The organism is Halococcus morrhuae DSM 1307 (assembly GCF_000336695.1).
GTDB classification, from domain to species: domain Archaea; phylum Halobacteriota; class Halobacteria; order Halobacteriales; family Halococcaceae; genus Halococcus; species Halococcus morrhuae.
On record NZ_AOMC01000091.1, the window covers coordinates 101,743 to 120,652 of the forward strand.

The following is an 18,910-nucleotide window of genomic DNA, read 5'->3' on the forward strand; positions in this document are numbered from 1 at the left end:
TATAAACGTGTCCTCCGCTATCATCCCTCAGTTCTGTCGGATCCATGCGGGCCGACCGACGTGAGCAACGTACCGGCAGGTGGTTTTTTGCTCGTCCCCCTCGAACCATTCAGTAATGTCACGAACGACCGTATCGTACACGGATGACCGCATCTACGAGTTCACGCCGGCGCTCGAACCGGCCGACACCGCTGCGGACGGCGAATCGCTGACCGTCGAGACGGTCGACAGTCTCGAAGGGGCGATCCAGAAGGATACCGACCGATTGCAGTCGATCCCGGACGAAGTCAACGCCGCGACCGGCCCCATCGCCGTGGCGGGAGCCACACCGGGCGACGTCCTCCGGGTCGACATCGAGGCGATCCGCGTCACCGAGGATCGCGGCCGCGTCGTCACCGCACCGGCGTTCGGCCTCCAGCAGGACGCAGCCGACATCGAACACCCGTTCACGCGCATGACGCCCATCGATGGGGACTCCGTCGAGTTCGGGGACGTTTCCGTCCCGATCCAGCCGGTCATCGGAACGATCGGGGTCGCACCGGCCACCGATTCCTATTCGACACTCGTCCCGCACGATCACGGTGGGAATCTCGACACGACGGATATGACCGCCGGCACGACGGCGTACTTCCCGGTCTTCCAGGACGGTGCGATGCTCGCGATGGGCGACGCGAAGGCCGCGATGGCCGACGGAGAGATGTGCGGCACCGGCGTCGAGATCGGGACCGAGATCGACGTCACCCTCGACGTGGTGTCCGATCCGACCGTCTCGCTCGACCGACCGCTGGTCGAAACCGATTCGGCGTGGAAGACGATCGCGAGCGCCGAAACGATGGAGATCGCCGCGACGCTCGCCAACCGTGATCTGATGGCGTTGCTCGAAGCCACGCACGACTGGGAGACGACCGAAGCGTATCTGTTCTCCAGCCTCGTCGGTGGGCTGGAGATCAGCCAGGTCGTCGATCCGCTCGTCACGGTGCGAAACGCCGTTCCGAAGGAGTATCTCGACGATCCGTTCGGCGCTGCGTAGCGTCCGCACTCCCGATCCCGAATCGCTAGGGTGATGAACGCCACGCGCGACGGTCGACGCAAGCACTGAACATCGCCATGCAAGAGCAGCAAGCCGAACGGCGGGATGATCGGTCGTGGTGGCGGGTCGGTTGCGTCAGCGTCGTCGCTCTGTGTCTCCTCGGCGCTGGTCTCGCAGCGGCCAGCGGCGGTCCGGCGGCAGCCAGCGGTGGCTCAGCAGCGGCTGCCGACGTACCCACACAGCAACAGATTCAACAGTCGACGCCGAACACCGTGACCATCCGAAGCACGGGCGAGGAGCGCGTCTTCTATACGATCTCGGTCAGCGGCAGCATCGAGCCGGGCCCGGGAGCCGATCTCACGGGTGCGGACCAGCCCGATACGATCAACGGAGCGACGGCATCCGGCTCGACGGCGCTCAACGGCGTCGATAACTTCACGTTTCGCGGTCGGATCACCGCGCTGAACGTCTCCGGCGGGCCCGCGGAGGTCTCCGTCAACGGTACGCCGGTCGACCCCGCGACGTTCCCACAGTCCGCACCGCCGACGACTGCCTCGTCGACGGCGACGCCAACGCGGACGCCGACATCCACACCGACACCGACGGCTACCGCGACGCCGACGGCGACGCCCACAGCCACCGCGACACCGACAGCAACGTCGACGGCGACACCGACGCCGGATACACCCTCGACGACCACGGCAACGCCATCCGCAACGCCGACGGCATCGCCGACCGCATCCGAGGCGGCGAACGCGACCACACAGCCACAGGGCGAGAGCGGAGGGATACTCGACTGGCTTGGATCGATCAGCCTGTTCACCATCGCCGGCACGCTGTTGCTCGTCGTGTTCGCGATCCTGGCGCTGGTCGCTCGGTACAACGACTGAGCGCTGCGACCGTCGGATTCGGGGATCGATCAACCCGATAGCGAAACGGCCACCGTCCCCTCCCCCATGTGCAGTCGCGCTACGCGATCGGTTCGTCGCACGCGCGCTCGACGATTTCGTCGAGCCGACCGGTGGCCACCAGTTCCGTCGCGATCTCGATGTCGCCGTGGAGCGGTCGATCCGCGTCGAGCGGCGGGACGTGTTCGCGGAGCGCGTCGTAGGCCGCACCGGTGGCGCTGCCGGGTTCGAGCCCGTCGTCGACGAACTCCATCGCCTGCGCGCCACAGAGCAGTTCGATCCCCACCACCGTCAGCGCGTTTTCGACGGCGGTGCGGGCGTTGAGTGCGCTCTGAGTGCTCATGCTCACGTGGTCTTCCTGCCCGCCGCTCACGGGCGTGTTGTCCGTCGAGGGCGACCCCAACGATCGGTTCTCGTTGACGAGCGCGGCGGCGCTGTACTGGGCGATCATGTAGCCCGAGCCCACGCCGCTCTCGGGCGTGAGGAACGGTGGGAGATGCTCCTCCTGGAGATTGGGGTTGAGAAGCCGATCGACACGGCGTTCGGCGATAGCAGCGAGATCGGCGAGTGCGTTCGTGGCGTAATCTAACCTGAGCGCGAGCGGTGCGCCGTGGAAGTTGCCGCCCGAGAGCACGCCCACGTTCTCGGTGCCGCTCGCTCGGTCGTCGACGGCGCTGCCGGGGAAGACGAGCGGGTTGTCGGTCGCGCTGTTCAGTTCGATCTCGACTGCCTCGCGCAGGTGGGCGATCGCGTCGCGCGCCGCGCCGTGGACCTGCGGGAGACAGCGGATCGAGTAGGCGTCCTGGACGCGATCGCAGTTGCGGTGTGATTCGACGATCTCGGATCCCGCCGTGAGGGTTCGCACGTTGCGCGCGCTTGTCGCCTGTCCCGCGTGCGGGCGCACGTCTTGGATCGCCGGATCGCAGGCGGCGGTCGTCCCCATCGAGACCTCAGTCGTGAGCGCGCCCGCCACATCAGCACCGCGAAGCGCGCGCTCGGCGTCAACGACACAGAGCGCACCTAGCCCCACCGTGAGCTGCGTGCCGTTGATGAGCGCCAACCCCTCCTTCGCCCTGAGCGAGAGCGGTTCGAGGCCGGCCCGCGCGAGCGCCGCCTCGCCGTCGAGGCGCTCGCCGTCCACCTCGGCAGTCCCCTCGCCGAGCAACACGAGCGCCTGGTGGGCCAGCGGCGCAAGGTCGCCGCTCGCGCCGAGGCTGCCGCGGGATTTGACGATCGGATGGATTCCCCGATTGAGCATCGTCAGGAGGTGGTCGACGACGAGCTCACGGATGCCAGAATAGCCCTTCACGAGCGCGTTGATCCGAGTGAGCAGCATCGCGCGCACCTCCTCGCGTTCGAGTTCGCGGCCCACGCCCGAGGCGTGGCTCCGAATCAGGTTGGTCTGGAGTTGCTCGCGATCACCTTCGGGGATGTGTTCGGTCACGAGCTGGCCGAACCCGGTGTTCAGCCCATAGACCGTCTCGTCGCTGTCGAGCACTTCCTCGACGCGAGCCCTGGATTCCCGAACGGCCTCGCGCGCGGAATCGGCGATGGCCACCGGGCGATCGTGGCGGGCGACCGCGGCGACGTCCTCCGGCGTGAGCGATTCACCGTCGAGCACGACCGATCCATGATCGCTCATCGCTGCCCTCCGTGGACCGGCTCGCCATCCTTGAGTACCGTTTCGATGGTGTTCACACCGAAGTTGTAGGGGACGTGAATGTGCGAGGGCGCGTCGACGATCGCCACGTCGGCAAGCATTCCCTCGCGGAGCGTACCTGCCTCGCCCGCACGATCGAGCGCGCGTGCGCCGCCGTGCGTGCCGGCGACGAGCGCCTCGGCGGGCGTCATCTCCATCCCGACGCAGGCGAGCGCGATCGCGAAGCCCATGCTCTGTGAGTGACAGTTCGGGTTGAAATCGGTGGCGACGGCGACCGATCCGCCGTCGTCAAGAAACGCCCGCGCATCCGCGTAATCCGCGCCGAGCGAGAACGCGGTTCCAGGGAGAAGGACCGGCGTGACGCCCGCCTCGGCGAGCGCCGCGCGGTCGTCCGCGTTCGCGTGAAGAAGGTGATCGGCGCTCGTCGCACCCAGCTCGGCCGCGAGCTGTGCCCCACCCAATCGAACGAACTCCTCGGCGTGGACCTTGGGCGTGAGTCCGTGTTCCATTCCCGCTTCGAGCACTCGGCGAGACTGCTCTACCGAGAAGACGTCCTCCTCGCAGAAGACGTCGCAGAACTCGGCGATCCCCTGCTCGGCGACCGCAGGGAGCTGCTCGTCGATCACCCGGTCGGTGTACGATTCGGCATCCTCGTCCTCGGGCACGGCATGGGCACCCATGAACGTCGCCACGACATCGATCGGATGCTGTTCGTCGGCGCGCTGGATCACGTCAAGCATCCGCAGTTCGGTCTCGGTATCGAGCCCGTAGCCGGATTTGATCTCGACGGTCGTGGTCCCGTGGGCGCACATCGTGTCGAGATGCGGGAGCAGGTTCGCGAGGAGTTCGTCGTCGCTCGCCTCGCGAACGGCATTCACGGTTCTGAGAATGCCGCCACCCTCGGCGAGGATCTCCTGGTACTGCTCGCCGCCGAGTTTCGCCGCGAACTCGTCCGAACGATCGCCCGCGAACAGGCCGTGCGTGTGTGAATCGACGAATCCCGGAATTACGCTCCGCCCACTCGCATCGATCGCGTGCGTGGCGTTCTCCGCGGGATACTCGTCGGTGATCTCCTCGGTCGGGCCGATCGCGGCCACACGGCCGTCAGTGACAGCGATGGCGGCGTTCTCGTACCGTTCGAGCGGTGCGTCCGTTCCCGGTCCGACGACGATCTCGCTCGCGTCGTGAATTACTGTCGTGAGTTCAGTCATGATGAATCTCCGTCGTACGCACTGAGAAAGTGAGCGATCGCCCGTGCACCCGCAGCAGCGGTCAGATTTTCAGAATCGAGCGGTGGCGCACACTCGACGACCTCGAAGCCCGCTACACGGTCGTCGGCCGCAGTTGCTCTGAGCAGGCGGAACAGTTCGCGCGTCGTGAGTCCACCGGGTGTGGGTGCGCTCACGCCCGGTGCGGCCGTCGCGTCGAGCACGTCGAGATCGACGCTGACGTAGACTGTATCGACCCCGGCCATCGCATCGAGTGCGCGCTCGGCAGCACTCTCGACATCGTTGCCGACGGCCTCGCTTGTGACGATCTCGCCACCCTGTTCGTCCACATACTCGGCATACGCCGTCGATGTCTCGAAGTGGCGCGCGCCGACGCAGGCGTAGGCATCAAGCCCCGCCTCGTGAAGCTGCCGGTAGGGCGATCCGCTCGTCGGTTCGCCATGGACTTCCCGACAGTCGAGGTGGGCGTCGAAGTTGATGATGCCAAGCGAGTCCGAGAGCAGCGGCGCAGCGTTCGGGTACGTGAGCGAGTTGTCGCCACCGATGAAGATCGGCAGCGCGTCGCTCGCGTGAATTTCACGAGTCATCTCGCAGACCGATTCCTGGACCGCGCTGACGTCGCCATCCAGAGCCTCGACGTCGCCGAGATCGCCGATCGATTGGACGGATCCCGCGTCGAAGCGGTGGGTTTTGACTCCGGCGAGCGCCTCGCGGAGCGCTCCGGGTCCCTCGCGTGCGCCACGTCGGCCAATCACTGCGCTGTCGTACGGCTCGCCGACCAGAACGGCATCGAACCCATCCATGTCGTCGAGGTTCGTTGGCTCGACGATGTCACCGAACTGCTCGTCGTTGGGGTCGGCGGAGGGGCCGTCCCAAGCCGGCGGTTCGCGCAGGCTCATCGCCGATCCCGCATCGGCACGGGCACGTCGGACTGGTCGGCCTCGTCGATGGCGTCCTCGTAGCCCGCGTCGGCGTGGCGGATCACGCCCATTCCTGGATCGGTCGTGAACACGCGGCGGGCCTTCTCGGCGGCGAGCTCCGAGCCATCGAGCACGACGTGGTTGTTCGTGTGGAGCGCGTTGCCGATGCCGACGCCGCCGCCGTCGTGGACGCTCACGATGTCCGCACCCGCCGCGCAGTTCAGGAGGGCATTGAGGATCGGCCAGTCGGCGACCGCGTCGGTGCCGTCCTTCATGGCCTCGGTCTCGCGGTGCGGGCTGGCGACGCTGCCCGCGTCGAGGTGATCGCGCGTGACGACGATCGGCGCGCTGATCTCGCCGTCGGCGACCAGCTCGTTGATCCGGAGCGCGAAGCGTGCGCGTTCGGTGATGCCATCGTCATCGGTCCGATATCCGAGCCAGCAGACCCGCGAGGGAAGTCCCTGAAACGAGACCTGCTCCTGTGCGAGCTCGATCCAGCGGTTGAGCGAGTCGTTCTCGGGGAACAGCTCCGTGACCGCCTCGTCGGTACGGTGGATGTCGGCGGGATCGCCCGACAGCGCCGCCCAGCGGAACGGGCCGCGACCGCGACAGAACATCGGGCGAATGTACGCCGGCACGAATCCAGGGAAGTCGAACGCATCCTCACGCCCGCGATAGTCCTCGACCTGGCCACGGAGATTGTTGCCGTACTCGAAGGCGACCGCGCCGCGCTCCTGGAGGTCGAGGATGGCGTCGACGTGCCGTTCCATCGTATCGAGACTCTCCTCGACGTAGCGTTCCGGATTTTCTTCTCGAAGATCGTCAGCTTCGTCGACCGTGTAACCGCTCGGGTAGTAGCCTTCGAGTTCGTCGTGTGAACTCGTCTGATCGGTCACGATGTCGGGAACGAAATCGCGTTCGGCCATCGTTTCGAGCATGTCCGCGACGTTCATCTCGACCGCGACGCTGTACGGTTCGCCAGCGTCGGCCGCCGCTTCGGCCTTGTCGAGCGCTTCGTCGAGATCCTCGGCGCGTTCCATCAGGTAGTCGGTGTCGAGGCGGCGCTCGATCCGATGGGCGTCAACCTCGGCAGCGATACAGACGCCCCTGTTCATCGTGACTGCGAGCGGCTGTGCGCCGCTCATTCCACCCAAACCGCCGGTGGCGACGATCTTGCCTTCGAGATCACTATCGTACTCCTGTCGACCGAGTTCGGCCAGGGTCTCGTAGGTACCCTGGAGGATTCCCTGGGTGCCGATGTACGCCCACGAGCCGGCAGTCATCTGGCCGTACATGATCTTCCCCTCGGCTTCGAGTTCGTGGAAGTGTTCCCAACTGTCCCACTTTCCGACGAGGTTCGAGTTCGCGATCAGCACCCGGGGTGCGCGTTCGTGAGTCGGAAATCGTCCAACGGGTTTGCCCGACTGAACGAGCAGCGTTTCTTCAGCACCGAGTTCGCGCAGCTCGTCGAGGATCGCGTCGTAGGCGTCCCAGCTCCGGGCTGCCCTGCCGGTCCCGCCGTAGACGACCAGATCCTCGGGTTTTTCCGCTACCTCGGGATCGAGGTTGTTGTTGAGCATCCGAAGGGCCGCTTCCTGCCGCCAGCCCTCGCACTCGATGTCGGTGCCCGTGGGCGCACCCTGGTACTCGCGCCACTGCGCCGACGGCTCGCCGATGCCGGTCTCGTCCGGTGCAGGTTCTTGTTCGCTCATCGTCCAAACTATGCGAACGAGTCACGAGACGGTTTGGCCTCCAAGCGGTGGTTGATTTATAAGTCAGTCTGGGGAGGGGTAGTCACGACCGTTCGTGGATCGGTCGAATCGACGGCGCGAGCGATGGGTGTGAGCACGAATATAAAAATACCCCTCCGTTCGGCAGTATTCCTTCCTTGTTTGCTCTGGGACAACAGAGTTCCATGCGAACAACACTCGGGATAGACGATCACAAACCAGCACCGTGCGCTGCCTCACGATCACGGATTGCACCGACCGTGGAGACGAAATCGGTCGCGAGAGTCGTCTTCGGTTCCACAAACGGTGATTCTGCTTGCTGGCGACGGAGCGAGCGAAGTGGGAAGTCATTTAGTGAGACCATCACGGATGGTCGACACGAATGGTAGCGTTCGAACCGCGGCTGTTCGCGGAGATCGATCCCGACGAACGGCCGTCGCTCGCCGCGTCGCTCGTCCCCGTCGCGGCGATGATCGTCTTCCTCAGCGTCGGCATCGTCGTCTTCGACCTCGACCCGCAGTTTCCCCTGTTCTGGGGGATCGCCTTCACCGGGCTGTTCGTCCGATACCATCTCGGCTTCTCGTGGGACGCGCTCTACGACGGCATCACCGACAGCATCCTGATGGGGATGCGGGTCGTGCTCATCATGTTCGTCGTCTACGCGCTCGTCTCGACGTGGATCCAGGCCGGGACGATTCCCGGACTGATGTACTACGGTCTCGAACTGCTTACACCCGAGATCTTCCTCCCGCTAACTGCGATCCTCGCCGCGATCGTCTCGTTCGCGGTCGGCTCCTCGTGGACGACCGCGGGCACGCTCGGGGTCGCCTTCATCGGTATCGGCTCGGGGCTCGGCATCCCCGCGCCGATGACCGCCGGCGCGATCCTCTCGGGGGCCTACACCGGCGACAAGCAATCGCCGCTTTCCGATACGACGAACCTCGCGGCCGCGGTGACGAACACCGATCTCTACGAGCACATCAACGCGATGCGCGCGGGCACGCTGGTGGCGTTCGGCCTCTCGGTCGTACTCTACGTTTTCCTCGGGCTGAGCGCCTCCGGAACGATCCCGGCCGGGCGCATCGGCGCGATCCAGAGCGCCATCGCGGGCTCCTACGCCGTGACGCCGCTCGTGTTCGTCCCGATCGCCGTCACCTTCGGGCTCGCCATCTACGGTATCCCGGCGCTCCCGACGCTCGGGACGGGCGTCTTCGCGGGCGCGCTCACCTCGATGGCCGTTCAGGGGACCGGCTTCACCGCCGCGTGGACGGCCGCCCAGTCCGGGACGGCCCCCGAGACGGGGATGAAACTCGTCGACGGGCTACTCGAAAGCGGCGGCCTGCTCGGGGGTGCGTGGATCGTGACGATCGCACTCGCCGCGCTCTCGCTGGGTGGCATCCTCGAACGAACGGGCATGCTTGCCGTGCTCGCCCACCATCTCGGTCGGCTGAGTCGTGGCGTGGCGAGTCTCACCGGCGTGACGGCGATCTCGGCCGTGGCGATGAACATGCTCGCCGCCGAGCAGTACATCAGCATCGTCGTCCCTGGGATGACCCTTCGCAATCTCTACAACGAACAGGGCCTGCAGAGCAAGAACCTCTCGCGCGCCGTCGAGGCCAGCGGGACGACCTCCGCGGCACTCATCCCCTGGAACAGCGGCGGGCTGTTCATGGCCGGTACGCTCGGCGTCTCGACGCTGTCGTACGCGCCGTACTACTTCTTCGGGTTCCTCTCGCCGCTCGTCCTCATCGTCATGGGGCTCACCGGCTGGCAGATCGCGTACAAAGAGGGGGAAGCGGGCGAGACGACACCGAAAAGCGAGGGGTCCGTCCCCGCCGCCCCCGGCGAGGACTGATTCCCATGAGGCAGATTTAGGGCGGCGCGGCCGTTGTGCGGCGTATGTACGAGGCGACCTTCCGCATCGAGGGTGACGGGGCCTACGCCGCCGCGACCGCAGGAACGGATGCGACGGTCGAGCTGTGGTGTAACGACCACTGCGATCTCCTCTACGTCACGAACGAGGCCGTCGACGGGATACGCGCGCACGTCCGCGAGCGCGTCGGCATCAAGGACAGTCTCCAGCGGCCGAACGAGTCGGTGCTCGTCACCGACGACTGTCTGAAACGCCACGAGCGAAGTTCGATCGAGACGTATCTCGCCCGCCACGACTGCCTGCTCCTGCCGCCGCTGCGCTACGCCGGTGGTGCGAAGTCCTGTCGCGTGCTCGCGCTCGATCCGGCCAATCTGACGGGCTGTTATCGCGATCTCGTCGACGACGGTTTCTCGGTCTCGGTCGAACGGAAACGCGAGATCGAGACGGTCGCCCACGACGCGCCGTTGCTCAGCCTCGACAGCGTGCTGCCCGATCTCTCGCCCCGCCAGCGTGAGACGCTCACGACCGCCCACGGAAAGGGCTACTACGAAATCCCACGCGAAACGACGACGAGCGAGATCGCCGCTGCGATCGGCGTCGAACGGCGCACCGCCGAGGAACATCTCCGGCGTGCGGAAAACAAACTCATGGCGGCGCTGATGCAGTACGTCGGCGTCTGAGACGCCCGTACCAGCCCGGATTGCGAAGATCGCAGTCCCGTGCGGGTCGGTATCGTTTTGACCGCTGATCACCTACGAGACGGTACGATGATGGCAACGACACACGCGCTGGCCGGCGTTGCCGTCGCCTCGCTCGTCGCGCTCGGTGCTCCCGAACAGGTGGACGTGGCGCTCGCGGCGGCGTTCGTCGGCGGCCTGTTCCCCGACCTCGATCTCTACGCCGGCCACCGCAAGACGCTCCACTTCCCGGTCTACTACTGGCCGTTCGCGCTCGCCGCCGGCGCACTCGCCATCGTTTCGACCGGACCGGCGACCGTCGCCCTCGCCTGTTTCCTCCTCGCGGCGGCGCTCCACTCGACGATGGACGTCTTCGGCGGCGGGCTCGAACTCCGGCCGTGGCTGGCGACCTCCGAGCGGGCGGTGTACGACCACTTCGCGGGTCAGTGGCGTCGACCGCGGCGCTGGGTGCGCTACGACGGCGCGCCCGAGGATGCGCTGCTCGGCGCGCTGTTGGCTGTTCCGCCGCTGCTCGTCGCCGGCGCGCCGCTGCGCTGGCTGATCGGGGCGACAGTCTGTCTCTCGGTCGGCTACGCGCTCGTCCGCCGGCGAGTGCCCGCAGTGACCGAGCATCTGGTCGGGTTCGTCCCCGCCACGATGACCGAGTACGTCCCCGAACGGTTCGTCGAGGGCTGACGCGGCCATTGCGGATCGCCGACCTGCCAAGCCGCAGTCGAATTCCGTCGACGTCGCCGGCCACCGTTTTTTGTCACTCGCCGTCGAACGTCCGCTGACGATCATGTACGACACCATCCTCGTTCCGACCGACGGCAGCACCGGGGCGCGCGCGGCCGCACAGCATGCGCTGGCGCTCGCGGACGCCTTCGACAGTCGACTCCAGTTTCTGAGCGTCGTCAACGCCACGAACGAGGACGGAATCGTCGGTCTCGATTCGATCTCCGAGCGGCGGACGGTGCTCGACGAGGAGGCGACCGACGCGCTCGAAACGCTCGAAGCGCTCGCGACCGAGACGGACGTTTCCTACGAGACGGCGATCGAACACGGTACGGTCCACGAGACGATCCTCGATATCGCCGACCGTGACGCCGATCTCGTCGCGATGGGCACCCACGGGCGTACGGGCCTCCAGCGCGTGCTCATCGGCAGCGTGACCGAGCGCGTCGGCCGGACGAGCGACGTCCCCGTCTTCACGACGCGACGGGAACCGGCCACCGACGCCGGCTACGGCGACGTGCTGATCCCGACCGACGGCAGCGACGCCGCGAACGCCGCCGTCGAGCATGGGCTGGCGATCGCCGATCGCTACGACGGCACCGTCCACGCGCTGTCGGTCGTCGATTTGAACTCGCTGGCGGGCTCCTACGACGTCGGCCCCGGCATCTCGACGGTCATCGACGCCTGGTCGGACGACTGCGAGCGCGCCGTCGCGACCGTTGCCGACGCGGCCGGGGAGCGCGGGATCGACGTCGTCACCGAGGTCGTCCAGGGTACACCCTACCGGGCCATCACCGACTACGTTGACGCGGCGGGTATCGATCTCGTCACGATGGGGACGCACGGCCGGACGGGGATCGAACGTTACCTCGTCGGCAGCGTGACCGAGCGCGTCGTCAGAACCAGCGACGTCCCCGTTCTCACGACGCGAGACGTCTGATTGGCCGACCGTCGGAGCCACGCTTTCGATGCGCCATCGGTCGTCGGCGATGCGCAGTAACGTGCCGGCCGCACGGCGATGGCCGCCGACAAACGAGTGCGTTTGTTTTGCACTGACACGCGACGATTGTCCTGATTGACTGCGAACGATCGAACCAATAGCAATATAATGGTGTGACGATTCAGTTGTCGACGAGATGATTGCACTCGATTCGATAGCAGGTAGTTCGGCTCTCCGATCGCGGTTCGACGCGCGTCCGACCGGCCGGCGGTGTCGATGAGCACACGGCAACTGGCGATCGCGTTCGTCACGCTCGGCACGCTCTGGGGGAGTTCGTTCGTCGCGATCGACCTCGGACTGCCGTACTTCCCGCCGCTGGAGTTCGCTGGCTTACGGTTCCTCATCGCCGGCGTGGTGATCCTGGCCTACGCGTGGCTGACGACGCCGCGCTGGCGACCACGGGGTCGTCGTGAATGGACGCTCGCGGGCGTCGCGGGGGCCTTTCTCATCGGCGGCCACCACTCGTTTCTCTATCTCGGCCAGCAGTATCTCAGCGGTGCCGTCGCGGCCATCGTCGTCAGCCTCGGGCCGGTGCTGACGGCGCTGTTCGCCGTCGCCATCCTCGATGCCCATCTCTCGGCGCTCGACGGGCTCGGGTTCGCGTTCGGCCTCTTCGGCGTGTTGCTGGTCGCCCAGCCGGGCATCGCCGAGGAGAGCAGCCTGCCGCTCGCCGAGCGGATCGCGGCGCTCGATCCCGGCGCGCTGCTGGCCGGCGACATGACGGGCATCGTGCTGGTCTTCTTCGCGGCGGCCTCGTTCGCGCTCGGCGGCGTGCTGACACGCACGATCGAGACGACGCTGCCGATGCGCACCGTCCAGGCCTGGGCGATGTTGATCGGGGCGGCGCTGCTCATGCTCACGGGCGGCCTGCGCGGCGAGTCGCTCGCCGCCATCCGATGGACGCCGACGGCGGGGATCTCGCTGCTCTATCTCGGCCTCGTCTCGGGTGCCGGAGCCTTTCTCATCTACTTCACGCTGCTCGATCGCCTCGGCCCGGCACAGGTCAACCTCATCGGCTATCTCGAACCCGCGGCCGCGACCGTGCTCTCGTGGCTCGTCCTCGGCCAGCTCATCGACACGCTGACCGCGCTCGGCTTCGCCGCCATCATCGCCGGGTTCGTCTGCATCCAGCGGCGCTCGCTGGTCAATCTCTTCGTCCGGCAGTCGTCACCTACCTCGGACTGACCGTCCAGCACCTCTCCGAACGAACGGTCGATGGCGATCGACGATCCCTATTTGCGGGCGAAAATCAGATAGCCGGTGTGCCCGACGCCGGCCGTCGAGGGGCGCGTCCCGCGCTCGTCGACGTCCATCTCGCGCTGGATCGTCTCGTACGTGTCGGCGTCCATCCCCACCGAGTCGAGCGTTTCGACCGTCTCGCGCATGCTCTCGACGAACGGCGAATAGACCGCGACGAACCCGCCAGGAACTAGCAGATCGGGTGCGTGTTCCACGACCGCCGGCGCGTCCGCAGTATCGAGTGTGAGCAGGTCGAAGCGACGATCGAGTTCGCCGAGTTCGTCGAGCACGTCGCCAGTACGGACGTCGACGCTGCCGCCGGTCGTCTCCTCTTCGACCCCGGCGAGAGTCATGTTCTCGCGGGCGACGGCGGCGAACTCGGAATCCTGTTCGTACGTCACGACCGACGCACCAGCGCGGCCGAGCGCGGCAGCGAGCACGCCCGTCCCGGTGCCGGCGTCGAGCACCCGATCGCCGGCCGCGACGCCGGTGTGGCCCATCAGCAGACCGATATCTCGGGGCAACATCGGTGCGCCGGTGCGCTCGAAGTGGTTGAAGAGATCCGGACCGCGGAGCTCCCGGACTTCGAATTCGGTGCCGAGATGCGTTTCGAGCACGTCGCCAGCGCTCGCGTCCGTCGGTACGTCGAGCACGCCGAGATCCGTTTCGAGCGTCTCGCCCGGCTCGCGGAGATACTCGCGGCCCTCGCCGACGAGCAGAACGGCCGTCACTCCAGTCGCGAGACCGCCGCCGCGAGGTCGCCGTCCTCGGCGTCAAGCGCCTCGCGTGCCTCCTCCGGGCTCGCATCCGTGCGCTGGGCGACGATATCGACGTCCGAATCGGGGATCCGATCCGTACCATCCTCGGCATCGTCGTCGCCCTCGCCGAGCGGGATCGCTTCCTCGTCGGCCGAACGGCTCTCGGGTTCGCCCGTGATGGTGTAGGTCGCCTGTCCCTGAGCGTCCATCCGCTGGACCTCGGCGTCGTCGAAGACGAGCTCCTCGTCGCCGGTGCGAATGATTATCTCCTCGGCATCGATCTCCTCGATGTCGATGCCCATCTGTTTCATCATCTGTTGCATCTTGCGCGGGTTCAGACCGCCGCCTCCTCCGAACATATCTGCGGATGGACAGCCAGCGCCTTGTGGCTTCCGACCCACTCCGAGACGACCGCGGAGGCAAACGGTTTTGCGCCACCGCCCCCCAGAGGACCCATGCGCCGAGCGGATGCCGACGCGACGACGCGCCAGCGCATCGCCGACCATCTCCGCGAACAGCCGGCCGCCGCGAGCACTCTCGCGACCGAGTTCGCCATTACGACTGCAAGCGCGCTCGATCACGTCGAACACGTCGCCCAGTCGATCGACGGGACCGACGAGGAGCTGCTGGTCGCGCCGCCGGAGTGTCGCGACTGCGGGTTCGACGAGTTCGACGACCGCATCAACCGGCCCTCACGCTGTCCCGAGTGCAAGAGCGAGGCCATCGAAGAGCCGCGCTTCACTGTCGAGAGGTAGCCTCAGCCTCGGGAGCGTCGATGGGCTCGGCCGCCGCCCGGTAGTCCTCGTAGACGTCGTTCGCCCACCGGACGAGCGCCTCGTCGGTCCCGTCGAGACACTCGTGGAGCGAGCCGTGGGCGTCGTAGGTCGAGACCAGCACCCGGTCGTCGAGCACCGCGAGCCCGAACGTCAGCTCGTCGGGATGGAGATAGAGCGTGAAGCGGTCGAGCGAATGCGCAACTGCAAGCGCATCCGGGTAGGCCGACTGTGATGCATCGAGCACCGAACGATCGATGAGATACTCCATCTCCGTCCCGGACGTGGCGAGTTCGCGCGCGCCGTGGTTGAGTACGGGGCTGACGACCGGGGAGATGCCGTAAAACGTATCGACATCGCTCGTGACGAACACATCGGCGACGTGGCTGATGGCCGCGTGGGGGTTCTCCGGTGCGTTCGACACCAGTCGGGCGTCGTCGAGCGCCGCCGCCGGCAGCGTCGTGGCCGTTTCGCCGAGATTCTGGAGGAACGATCCCCACTCGTCGACGCGTTCGATCGTCGTTTCGAGCAGCTCGTACTGATCGAGCACGAGCCGTCCGCCCACCGTGAGCCGGTAGACACCGCCCTCGTTGTGGATCCACTCGCGGTCGGCGAGCCCGTCGAGCGCCCGATGGACCGTCGAGCGCGACAGCCCACACTCACAGACCAGTTCGCACTGGCGACGCGGTCGGTCGTGGAGCGTTTCGAGGATCTGGACGCGGTTTTCCGAGCCGGCGAGAAACGCGACGTGTTCCCAAGACGCCATTCGATTGGGGATTCCCGTGCAGACGAAAGAGCCTTCCGCTGGGTACTGTCAACTGCGGCGATAGTCCTCGATCGCCGCCCGGTAGCCCGCGCGATAGGTCGGATGGGAAAACTCGTAGCCCAGTTCCCGAAGCCTGTCGTTCGAGCAGCGTTTCGACGTCTCGATGCGTCGCCGTGCCGGCACCGAGAGCTCCTCGTCGGCGAGGCGCTCGGCGGTCGTCCGTTTCTCCGGGCGGGGCACGTCACACTCGTCGGCCAGCCAGTCGGCGAACGCCCACTTTTCGACGGGTTCGTCGTCGACAGCGAGCAGCGTCTCGCCACGTGCCACGTCGCTTTCGAGCAGGAACCGGATCGTTCCGGCGGCGTCTGCGCGATGAACCATGTTGAGATAGCCCTCCGTCACGGGGCCGTCAAGGTAGCGATCGAGCCGGTAGCGCTCCGGGCCGTAGAGACCCGCAAAGCGCACCACGGTGCCGTCGATACCGTGCTCTTCCGTCTCTTCCAGCGCGATCCGCTCTGCCTCGGCGAGCACCTCCGTCTTCTCGGTCGTCGGTTCGATGGGTGTCTCCTCGTCGACCCAGTCGCCGTCGTGGTCGCCGTAGACACCCGTCGATGAGGTGTAGACGAGGCGGTCGGGCGGGTTCTCGCGCGCGCCGAGCGCCTCGATGGCGGTCCGAAGCCCATCGACGTAGATATCGCGTGCGGCATCGGCCCCGCGACCGCCGGAGCTCGCCGCGAACACCACCGTATCGACGTCCGGAACGGCCGCGAGCTCGTCCCGACTGGTGACGTCGGCCTCGACGGCCTCGAAGCCGGCGCGTTCGATCGCTGCACGGCCGTCGGCCGAGCGGCGCACGCCGACGACTCGGCGATCGGGTGCGAGGCTACGACCGAGCGCGAGGCCGACGTAGCCACAGCCGAGGATGGCGACGCTCATGGCTTTCGGTCCTCGATGTGGCCGTGGAGCAGCGCGAATTCGTCGAGCTCCATCGCGAGCCGCCCCTCGATCTTCTGCTGGATCTCGCGCGCATCGAGCGCGCCGTCGATGCCCGATTCGAGCGCCTCGACGTCGAGAACTGCCGTGGTCATCCCCATCAGGAGGTGATCGCGCGCCTCCATGGCGATGGCGTCGGCGTCGGGTTCGGCCGGATCGAGTGCGAGTACGGTTGCGGCCTCGTCGAGCGTGAGCGGCGGCGATTCGCCGTTCGTGAGTGCCCCGACGCCCTCGACGCCCGTCTCCTCGCGGATCGTGTCGCCGCCGTGGCTCTCGACGACCGCCCGGAGCAGCTCGTCGTACCGCGCGCGCAGTTCGTCGGGCGTGAGTTCGCCCGCATTCTCGACGTCGTGGAACATGGCCACGGTAGCCGTCCCCGACGTAAGTGGATTGAGTTCGTCCGTGACGCCGTAGCCTCCCTGAGCAAGCGCCTCGGCCAGACCGGTCACGGCAGCGAGTTCGCCCACCCGTCCGCCGCGGGCGAGCGCCGCGCGGGCCGCCCCGAGCGGCTCCTGGTGTGCCAGCCGCGCCAGCGCCGCATCGTGGCCGGCGACGAGGTCGGCGAAGCGGGCCGCGGCGAGCAACACGCCGACCGTCCCCTCGTCGTAACGATGCTCGCAGCCCTCGTCGTGGGTTTCGATTTCGGTGATAGAGTCGTCGAGCGCCGCGATGGCACTCGCCCGACAGGCTGGCGTCGTCGCGATCCGACCACCCTCGGCGCAGTCGCTCGCGTCGATCGAAAGACGACCGCTCTCGGTGGATGGTTGGCAGTCACAGCGTGCGTCCATCCGGTTCGACGGCTCGATGCTCGTGCGATGCGACGGCTCCACGCCGCCGACTGGTCGCGGCTTTGGGTTTGAACGTTCGTGCTCGGTGCAAGCAGCCGGGGAATTTCGCTGATTACTCGTAGGCCAGCTGCATGATCCACTGCGAGAAGGCGTCGCTGTCGGCTTCGACGTCCTCCTCGCCGACCAGCGGCGAGAGGTTGTTGCCGGCCATCAGCAGGGAGAAGTCGAGATCGCGCGCCGCCGGGGCGATGTAGTAGGTGTTATGCCCCTCGTAGACGGTGTCCTCGCGTTCGACGAGCCCGTGCTCTTCCAGGCGCTCGGCGATGCGGCTGCCGGTGCGCGAGTCGACGTCGAGCTGCTTCCAGAAATCGCTTTGGTGGATACCGCCCGTCGAGCGAACGAGTTCGAGACCGGCACGCTCGTCCTCCGAGAGCTCCACCTCGGCCGTCGTGCTCATACGCCATCCACACCGCCGGACGGGTTAAATCCGGCGTTCGACCGGCTCGAACGCGGTTCGACAGGGTGGTCCGTCGGCGAACGCGTACTCGCCATCACCGTCCTCGTCGATGCTGATGAGCGACGACGATCGCGTGCCGAAGCCGAACTCCTCGTGATGGACGCAAACCCCGTAGTCGTGATCGCCGAGGACGTCGGCCGCGCGGTCGATCCACTCCTCGCTCGTCTCGCCGGGGTCGGGCTGGAGCGCCGCGCGCACCTGGCGGCCGTTTTCGGCCTGTCGCTCGCCGCGCTCGGGCCACGATTCGGGCACGTCGACGTCGCCGATCGCGCCGGTGTTCATCACGACGTGGACGCCGGGGTCGAGGTTCCGAACGCGCAGCTGGCCGTCCCATTCGAGCAAGATTGCGGCCTGGGCGTCGGCCACCACGACGTTGAACCCCTCGTATTCGTCGGTCTCGACCGCGCGCTCGACGTGGCGGGCAGCCGCCTCCGCCGAGTCGTGTTCGAGCGCGTCCTTGACGAGCAGCCCGCGCGAGCGCTCGCCCGCGAGCTCCCGGTCGGTCCAACGGTTCGTCACTGCGACGAACAGTCCGTGCTCGTTGTAGCCGATCCACGTCCCGCCGGCCTCGGCATCGCTCGGGGCGACGATTGCGGGCTCTTCGGAGAGCAGTTCGGGAGGATTCGATTCGCGGTCGACGGCCTCGTCACGGTTGGCCGCCACCGTCACCGGGCGGTCGGCGAAGACCTGCCACGCGAGTACGAGGGTGCACATAGCTCGAAGGAGGGGTCGGCGCGCCTAAACAGGACCGGTCAGCACGACGATCAGTCGTCGGTCGGCGTTGCCTCGACTTCGCTGCCCTCCTCGACGGCGGTCGTGAGCGAGACGTTGAGCACGAGCATCGAGGCAAGTCCGCCGATAACGGTGACGATGTTCTTCACCGCGTGGTCGACGATGGCCGCGCCGAGGGCGATCGGCGTGGCGACCGGCGTCAGTCCGACGACGAGCAGGCTGAACGCACCCTCGTAGAGGCCGAGCCCGCCCGGCGAGAGCGGAAGCACTTTGGCGAGGTTGCCGACGCTGACGGCGAAGAAACCGACGGCGACGAGCGTCGTGAGCGGCAGTGCGACGTCGAAGGCGGCGAACACGAGCAGGGCGGTGACGACGTCGAGCGTCCAGATCACGACGCTGCTCGCGCCGATGCGGGCGAACGCACCGCGGTCGCCGGCCACGGCCTGGACGTCGCCGACGAACCGCTCGATGACGCCTGCGACGCGGTCGGCGTAGGCGTCCGAGCTCACTTTCTCCATCCCGCGACGGACGAGATTGCGATCCGAACGCGCGCTCGCGACGATGGCACCGACGAGGACGATG

The 18,910-nt window shown here is 66.9% G+C and carries 20 protein-coding genes; 8 read left to right on the forward strand and 12 right to left on the reverse strand.

Annotated elements, in window-relative coordinates; genetic code table 11:
• Positions 1–115: 115 nt before the first annotated feature.
• The gene (locus C448_RS06475) at positions 116–1,030 is read left to right on the forward strand and encodes an acetamidase/formamidase family protein (RefSeq protein WP_004052959.1); all 915 of its coding nucleotides are present in this window, start codon (positions 116–118) and stop codon (positions 1,028–1,030) included.
• Between the two features lie 77 nt (positions 1,031–1,107).
• On the forward strand, positions 1,108–1,920 hold the full coding sequence (locus tag C448_RS06480) for a hypothetical protein (RefSeq protein WP_004052961.1): 813 nt from the start codon (positions 1,108–1,110) through the stop codon (positions 1,918–1,920).
• A gap of 79 nt (positions 1,921–1,999) precedes the next feature.
• On the opposite strand, the gene hutH is transcribed toward C448_RS06480, so the two are convergent.
• From hutH to hutU, 4 genes are read right to left on the reverse strand one after another with little or no spacing between them, the layout of a single operon-like run.
• On the reverse strand, positions 2,000–3,580 hold the full coding sequence (gene hutH / locus C448_RS06485) for a histidine ammonia-lyase (RefSeq protein ID WP_004052963.1): 1,581 nt from the start codon (positions 3,578–3,580) through the stop codon (positions 2,000–2,002).
• A complete protein-coding gene (gene hutI / locus C448_RS06490) occupies positions 3,577–4,809 on the reverse strand; it encodes an imidazolonepropionase (protein WP_004052965.1) in 1,233 nt (410 codons plus the stop codon). Before hutI ends, hutH begins: the two co-directional genes overlap by 4 nt.
• Positions 4,806–5,726 (reverse strand): formimidoylglutamase, encoded by a 921-nt coding sequence (hutG, locus tag C448_RS06495; protein ID WP_004052967.1) that lies wholly within the window; start codon positions 5,724–5,726, stop codon positions 4,806–4,808. Before hutG ends, hutI begins: the two co-directional genes overlap by 4 nt.
• Positions 5,723–7,459 carry a urocanate hydratase gene (hutU, locus tag C448_RS06500; RefSeq protein ID WP_004052969.1) on the reverse strand — a complete coding sequence of 579 codons (1,737 nt, stop codon included), beginning with the start codon at positions 7,457–7,459 and terminating at the stop codon, positions 5,723–5,725. Before hutU ends, hutG begins: the two co-directional genes overlap by 4 nt.
• Before the next feature lie 400 nt (positions 7,460–7,859).
• On the opposite strand from hutU, the gene arcD reads away from it, so the two are divergent.
• The 5 genes from arcD to C448_RS06525 all read left to right on the forward strand — a co-directional run bounded on the left by arcD (position 7,860) and on the right by C448_RS06525 (position 12,947).
• A complete protein-coding gene (gene arcD / locus C448_RS06505; RefSeq protein ID WP_004052971.1) occupies positions 7,860–9,332 on the forward strand; it encodes an arginine/ornithine antiporter ArcD in 1,473 nt (490 codons plus the stop codon).
• Positions 9,333–9,376: 44 nt separating this feature from the next.
• The gene (locus C448_RS06510) at positions 9,377–10,030 is read left to right on the forward strand and encodes a helix-turn-helix domain-containing protein (protein WP_004052973.1); all 654 of its coding nucleotides are present in this window, start codon (positions 9,377–9,379) and stop codon (positions 10,028–10,030) included.
• 87 nt (positions 10,031–10,117) lie between these two features.
• A complete protein-coding gene (locus tag C448_RS06515; protein WP_049916113.1) occupies positions 10,118–10,723 on the forward strand; it encodes a metal-dependent hydrolase in 606 nt (201 codons plus the stop codon).
• A 103-nt stretch (positions 10,724–10,826) separates the two neighbouring features.
• The gene (locus C448_RS06520) at positions 10,827–11,702 is read left to right on the forward strand and encodes a universal stress protein (RefSeq protein ID WP_049916119.1); all 876 of its coding nucleotides are present in this window, start codon (positions 10,827–10,829) and stop codon (positions 11,700–11,702) included.
• Positions 11,703–11,978: 276 nt separating this feature from the next.
• A complete protein-coding gene (locus C448_RS06525; protein ID WP_004052977.1) occupies positions 11,979–12,947 on the forward strand; it encodes a DMT family transporter in 969 nt (322 codons plus the stop codon).
• A 47-nt stretch (positions 12,948–12,994) separates the two neighbouring features.
• Here the strand turns inward: C448_RS06525 and C448_RS06530 are convergent, their stop codons facing one another.
• The gene (locus C448_RS06530; protein WP_004052979.1) at positions 12,995–13,732 is read right to left on the reverse strand and encodes a methyltransferase domain-containing protein; all 738 of its coding nucleotides are present in this window, start codon (positions 13,730–13,732) and stop codon (positions 12,995–12,997) included.
• Positions 13,729–14,118, reverse strand: coding sequence for a nascent polypeptide-associated complex protein (locus C448_RS06535; protein ID WP_080503170.1), 390 nt, complete (start codon positions 14,116–14,118; stop codon positions 13,729–13,731). The genes C448_RS06530 and C448_RS06535 overlap by 4 nt, the downstream gene beginning before the upstream one ends.
• A 96-nt stretch (positions 14,119–14,214) precedes the next feature.
• Between C448_RS06535 and C448_RS06540 the strand changes: the two genes are divergently transcribed.
• Positions 14,215–14,514, forward strand: a complete 300-nt coding sequence (locus C448_RS06540; RefSeq protein WP_004052983.1) for a transcriptional regulator — start codon at positions 14,215–14,217, stop codon at positions 14,512–14,514.
• Here C448_RS06540 and C448_RS06545 read toward each other — a convergent pair.
• From C448_RS06545 to C448_RS06570, 6 genes are all read right to left on the reverse strand, one after another.
• A complete protein-coding gene (locus tag C448_RS06545) occupies positions 14,498–15,298 on the reverse strand; it encodes a helix-turn-helix transcriptional regulator (protein WP_004052985.1) in 801 nt (266 codons plus the stop codon). The genes C448_RS06540 and C448_RS06545 overlap by 17 nt on opposite strands.
• Positions 15,299–15,346: 48 nt before the next feature.
• Positions 15,347–16,234 carry an SDR family oxidoreductase gene (locus C448_RS06550; RefSeq protein ID WP_004052987.1) on the reverse strand — a complete coding sequence of 296 codons (888 nt, stop codon included), beginning with the start codon at positions 16,232–16,234 and terminating at the stop codon, positions 15,347–15,349.
• The gene (locus tag C448_RS16730; RefSeq protein ID WP_239640540.1) at positions 16,231–17,121 is read right to left on the reverse strand and encodes a DUF5791 family protein; all 891 of its coding nucleotides are present in this window, start codon (positions 17,119–17,121) and stop codon (positions 16,231–16,233) included. Before C448_RS16730 ends, C448_RS06550 begins: the two co-directional genes overlap by 4 nt.
• Before the next feature lie 70 nt (positions 17,122–17,191).
• Positions 17,192–17,536, reverse strand: a complete 345-nt coding sequence (locus C448_RS06560; RefSeq protein WP_004052990.1) for a helix-turn-helix transcriptional regulator — start codon at positions 17,534–17,536, stop codon at positions 17,192–17,194.
• Positions 17,537–17,560: 24 nt separating this feature from the next.
• Complete coding sequence (locus C448_RS06565; RefSeq protein WP_004052992.1) at positions 17,561–18,310, reverse strand: NRDE family protein; 750 nt, start codon at positions 18,308–18,310, stop codon at positions 17,561–17,563.
• A gap of 50 nt (positions 18,311–18,360) precedes the next feature.
• The coding region (locus C448_RS06570) for a lysylphosphatidylglycerol synthase transmembrane domain-containing protein (RefSeq protein ID WP_004052995.1) at positions 18,361–18,910 on the reverse strand (550 nt) is incomplete at its 5' end.

Coding starts and splice junctions, on each gene's coding strand:
- C448_RS06550 (WP_004052987.1), bottom strand. CDS start 16,234: ATGAGCGTCGCCATCCTCGGCTGTGGCTACGTCGGCCTCGCGCTCGGT.
- C448_RS06545 (WP_004052985.1), bottom strand. CDS start 15,298: ATGGCGTCTTGGGAACACGTCGCGTTTCTCGCCGGCTCGGAAAACCGC.
- C448_RS06540 (WP_004052983.1), top strand. CDS start 14,215: ATGCGCCGAGCGGATGCCGACGCGACGACGCGCCAGCGCATCGCCGAC.
- hutH (WP_004052963.1), bottom strand. CDS start 3,580: ATGAGCGATCATGGATCGGTCGTGCTCGACGGTGAATCGCTCACGCCG.
- hutI (WP_004052965.1), bottom strand. CDS start 4,809: ATGACTGAACTCACGACAGTAATTCACGACGCGAGCGAGATCGTCGTC.
- C448_RS06515 (WP_049916113.1), top strand. CDS start 10,118: ATGATGGCAACGACACACGCGCTGGCCGGCGTTGCCGTCGCCTCGCTC.
- hutG (WP_004052967.1), bottom strand. CDS start 5,726: ATGAGCCTGCGCGAACCGCCGGCTTGGGACGGCCCCTCCGCCGACCCC.
- C448_RS06520 (WP_049916119.1), top strand. CDS start 10,827: ATGTACGACACCATCCTCGTTCCGACCGACGGCAGCACCGGGGCGCGC.
- C448_RS06525 (WP_004052977.1), top strand. CDS start 11,979: ATGAGCACACGGCAACTGGCGATCGCGTTCGTCACGCTCGGCACGCTC.
- arcD (WP_004052971.1), top strand. CDS start 7,860: ATGGTAGCGTTCGAACCGCGGCTGTTCGCGGAGATCGATCCCGACGAA.
- C448_RS06560 (WP_004052990.1), bottom strand. CDS start 17,536: ATGAGCACGACGGCCGAGGTGGAGCTCTCGGAGGACGAGCGTGCCGGT.
- C448_RS06510 (WP_004052973.1), top strand. CDS start 9,377: ATGTACGAGGCGACCTTCCGCATCGAGGGTGACGGGGCCTACGCCGCC.
- C448_RS06475 (WP_004052959.1), top strand. CDS start 116: ATGTCACGAACGACCGTATCGTACACGGATGACCGCATCTACGAGTTC.
- C448_RS06565 (WP_004052992.1), bottom strand. CDS start 18,310: ATGTGCACCCTCGTACTCGCGTGGCAGGTCTTCGCCGACCGCCCGGTG.
- C448_RS06535 (WP_080503170.1), bottom strand. CDS start 14,118: ATGTTCGGAGGAGGCGGCGGTCTGAACCCGCGCAAGATGCAACAGATG.
- C448_RS06480 (WP_004052961.1), top strand. CDS start 1,108: ATGCAAGAGCAGCAAGCCGAACGGCGGGATGATCGGTCGTGGTGGCGG.
- hutU (WP_004052969.1), bottom strand. CDS start 7,459: ATGAGCGAACAAGAACCTGCACCGGACGAGACCGGCATCGGCGAGCCG.